Annotated in this window: 2 protein-coding genes and 1 pseudogene; all 3 read left to right on the top strand. The window is 27.7% G+C overall.

Features of this window, described 5'->3' with window-relative positions:
- Positions 1–336 precede the first annotated feature (336 nt).
- Positions 337–2,319: a hypothetical protein gene (locus FYJ79_RS12230; protein WP_154518883.1), complete on the top strand. Its 1,983-nt coding sequence runs from the start codon at positions 337–339 to the stop codon at positions 2,317–2,319.
- A gap of 587 nt (positions 2,320–2,906) precedes the next feature.
- Entirely contained in the window at positions 2,907–3,938 is a 1,032-nt protein-coding gene (locus tag FYJ79_RS12225) for an acyltransferase (protein ID WP_154518881.1), read from the top strand.
- A 61-nt stretch (positions 3,939–3,999) separates the two neighbouring features.
- Positions 4,000–4,768 (top strand): annotated as a pseudogene (locus FYJ79_RS12220) (hypothetical protein); the annotation flags it as partial.

Here is a 4,768-nt window from a genome sequence, read left to right as displayed (position 1 = left end):
CCGAGGAGAAGTATCTAGTCTCGCAGTTCGAACGATACAATGAGAAGTTCCTGAACCGCGTGCACAGGGGATTTGGAAAAGTCACAAGCTTCTGGTTCAATGACTCTTATGGAGAAAGCGCTTCCTGTAAGTAGCAGCATGTAACTGCATATTCAGCTAAGAATTAAATCATCAAACAGAAATCATGCGAAGAGGGATTATCAATTTACACAAAATTATTGACACTATCATTTTGAAGTTTATGCAGAATATAACTATTTATAAAAGATACACTTTTTATGATGAATACAGTAACATCAATAATGAATCGTATCTTACACATTAGGAGATTTTAATATGCTTATTTTAGATTATTTAAAAGGACTTCTTTTCGTAATATATTTTTTGACAATGATTTATATGATTGGGACAGCATTTACAAAATATGAATCTGCTCCAGCAAGACTCATTGTTGGTTATATTATTCATGTAGTAATATTAGCAATACCAGGTATTGTCGTTCAAACATTGAAATTTAATTGGCGTATTTTTTTCTATTATACAATTGTTGCTGATATAATTTGTATTATCATTTCAATAATATTTTTGAAAAAAAGAAAAATACACTTATTTGAAGGAAGTATTCTTAAGTTTTTTGAAAATTATTGGTTCATCATTTTTATAACAATTATTTTAGTATTGATGGTATGTTTCCAAAACGTGTCATTATGGGAGAATGGTAGTGCCGATGATGGTTACTATCTTGTTAAGATTTTCCAATTCCCATTTGCTAAAAATCCTTATGATTTACAAATGCAAACAGGAGTGCATTTATTGCAAAAAACGTTTGATATTAGAAACTTTAGTACATTTGAAATAGAGGATTCTGTTTATTTATACTTAACAGCTATTCCATCAACATTATTTGCTCGTTTATTCTTAGCATTTATTAATTATTTTATTTTCACATGCTCAATTTATTGTTTTGAAGAAAAAGTGACATCTATTTTAGGATTTAATATAAAGAAAAAAAATCTACAGTATTTTACGGTTATTACAGTTTTGTTATGTTTCAATACCGATGTGTTAGCTAGAAATCATATTATTGAATTACGAGATCACTGGATCATTAATAGATTTATGTACTTCGGCTCAGCACTGGCAAAATCATGTACATTGCTTTGGACTTCAATACTTCTTATAGACAACAAAAAGCCTACAATCAAACTCGCTATAGAATATGCAATTATCTCATTTGTTTTGTTGACTCGTTCTACAACTGCACTACCACTGTTGATTGTGTCCTTGATTGTATATTTCCTTATTTATTTATGGAATAGTAAAAAGGCGTTTGTATTCTTTACTGTATTTTTGTTCGTGTTGTCTGGTATTATAAAAGATAATGCATCAGGATTAAGCAAACATTTTTTTGATGGTGCAGGTTATTATAATTATTTATCTAACAATACACAGTCATTTGTATTTATTATTCCATTAGCATTTATTTTGATCTATTTATATTTGAAAAAGAGTCAATGCCAGATTGTTAAAAGTAGTATTTTCATTATTTCTATCATTTTGTTTTTCATTTTAGATCCAATTAATAATATTACTGAATTTTCTTCACAGTACTTCTTTGTCTTTAACAGGGGATTGGCTTCAGCTATTTTGTTAATGATTACATATGCATGCATAATTTTTGGTTGTATAATTTCTACATCATTACTTAAATACAAAAAAGTTTATTCATTACGTTCTTTTTTCACTGCTTTACTAGCTTTAATAATTGCGTTGAGTTCTTTGACTCTACAAAAAGGATCGCCTCGTGCTGTTTTACATGAAGGTAGAGTTTTTCTTCATAACCCATTGTTTACTATAAGTACAGTACCAAATCTAGCTAAAGTATTAGATTCGCTTCAAAATAATCAGAAAAAAACAATGGTCTCATTGTTACCTGCAACGATATGGAAACCATACTACATGGATAAAAGAGTGCATGAAGGTGATTTAAATGAAACTACACCTCATATTGCAAGCGCAATTAGGCAATTTGTACCAAATATTATCTCATTAACTCCATATTGGTATTCGGTTCAATCAGATGATCCTGTTTACGCAAAATTATCTAAAAAAGAATTAGCTTCTTATAATGAGTTTTTAACAAGTAAGAATCCTAAAACAGAAACAATAACAAAGTTTAAGAATTTATTAGATCATTATCCTATTAATTGTATAGTTGTTTGGTATAGTGAATCTTGTCTTTATCTTGAAAATTTTGGCTTTAAACGATACAAAGTATTGAAAGATGAGAATGTGACATTGTACATTTATTATCGTTAGATTATCTAAAAGAAGGCAAATGTAAAATTATTCATGAAAGAAATAATCTCACAAAATATAAAATACATTTCTGTGAGATTTAAGGGTCCAAAGCTGGCATCTATATGATAATGGTCTTCAAAAGATGGCGAGTTCTCATACAAAATAATCTAAAAGCAAGAAAAAGTTAAAAATCATATTTAAAGTTGGAATATAAATGGATATTTTTTGTCAATATAGCTAAATTTGATAGGCAGCTTCTCCTAGTAATATATATCTTATATTATGAAAGCAACAATATAACTGATATAATATCAATAAAAAATGTACTATTTAATTTTTAATGAGAGTTATTTCCTTATCAGATTGCAAAAAGTGAAAATCAGTAGATTAAAATATTATAGGGGACTTTTCTTTGTTTTAAGTTTATCTTATTTTGAGAAATCAACACAACAACAAGTAAAGTATTAATCTAGAATATGATAATAAGTACTCTTTAAAGTGAAAATATATTTCTAAGAAGTTATGATATAACAGGAGAAATCATAGTGTTAACTATAAAATATTGATTGGAAGTATCATAAATATAAAAGTAGGAGAAATTGAGAATGAGTAAGAGACTAATACAATTTGATATTTTACGTGTTATGGCAATGATTTTTGTTATTGCAATACATGTAAGCGTAAGACCCTTTGTCACCAATCCTTACATGAAAAATATGTGGTATGTTTTATTATTAGTCTGTAATGGATTGTTTTATATGCTAAGTGGAAAATTTAATTTAAGAAAAAAATTTGATTCAAATAAATCAATTCTTGAGTTTTATTGGAAAAACTTTAAAAAAATCGTCATTCCTTTTTTCTTTGCAACAATGATTATTGCTTTTAGATATTATTTAAGTAGTAATTTTGGCTTGAGTTTAATGGGTTATTTTAGATTTTATAGGGATTACATAACAAATACGGCTCCTAATTCAGATTTATGGTTCATGTATCCATTTTTTGGCTTATTGTTATCTACACCTTTCTTATCATTGATGCTAAATAATATGAGTGAGAAACAAATTAAATTTATACTTGTTTTAAGCTTTATTTATTGCTTCTATTCTGTAAATTCAAAGTTTTTCGGGTTTACACCTCATATTAGCCAATGGATTATAAGTGAGTGGATGTTATACTATATCTTAGGATACTGTCTAGATCGAGTTAATATCCAATGTGAAGGTATTATTTATGTTCTGGGAGTAGTTGGATTTATTTTGAGCATAATATTAAAGACTAAATTTGAAAATTCATATAACAATTCTACAGATTTATCTTTGATTTATGTCATTTTTGTCTTTTCAATTTATATTTTCTTTGCTAAACGAATACACACAAAAAATAAAGCTTTAATTGGTATAATAGAAATATTAACAAAGTATTCTTTTTATGTTTATTTGTTTCATGAAATCGTGTTAAGAGAAGTTGAAAAATATTTGGGAGTCCTCAATCCTATAATTAGTTTTCCAGTGAATATATTAGTAACATTGTTGCTAACTTTAATGATAGCTGTCATATTTGATTCTTTTATGCAAATACTTAATAAATTCTTTAATACTCTATTTATTTTTTTGAAAAATATTCTATTTAATGAATAATTGAAGCTATTGTTGTATAGTAATTATAAGAATGAAGAAAGTTAGACGGAGGTGATTTATTATGAAAATGAAGGCTAAACTTATTTTTACATATTTATGTTTGCCACTAGTAGCAACAATAATAGGCTTATCAATCCATGATACGTATGCAGAAAAGAGTAGAGGTACTGTTAGCTCAAAAACAAATCTTGAAACTAATATAATTGGTAATCATTATACAAATGATTTGATTAATTCAGACCATAAAGAGAGAACTACATCAACCATTAATGGTATAACATATTTAACTGACCTTGCTGGCAATAAGATCACAGGCTTTGTGCATGAACCAAATAATTACTTAGAAGGCTATAACGGTGAAGGTAAGTGGAACTATTATAAAGATGGTTTAATTGCTTCTTCATATACAGGTCTAGTTAATACACAAGGAGAGAATTATTATTATGTTAAGGCAGGTCAATTAGATTTTTCCTATTCTGGCTTGATAAAATTTAATAATAATGTCTATAGAGTTGTAGATGGTAAAGTCGACATAAAAACACAAGGATTATATTATGTTGATAATCAATGGTATTATTTTAATAATGGTGTTGTCGATTGGAATTATAGTAATTTGATTCTATACAATGGTGGCTGGTATTATGTGCATAATGGTAAGATAGATTGGACCTATTCTACATTAGCACAAGTTGATGGCAACGGAACTTGGTATAAAGTCACAAATGGAATCATTGATTGGAAATATACTGGACTTAGTGAATACTATGGAGGATGGTATTACATAGAAAATGGTTCATTACGATGGAATTATAACGGCTTAGTCTATCACT

This window comes from Sharpea porci, assembly GCF_009695655.1.
GTDB classification, from domain to species: Bacteria; Bacillota_I; Bacilli_A; order Erysipelotrichales; family Coprobacillaceae; genus Sharpea; species Sharpea porci.
This window is presented reverse-complemented; position numbering and strand designations above follow the sequence as displayed.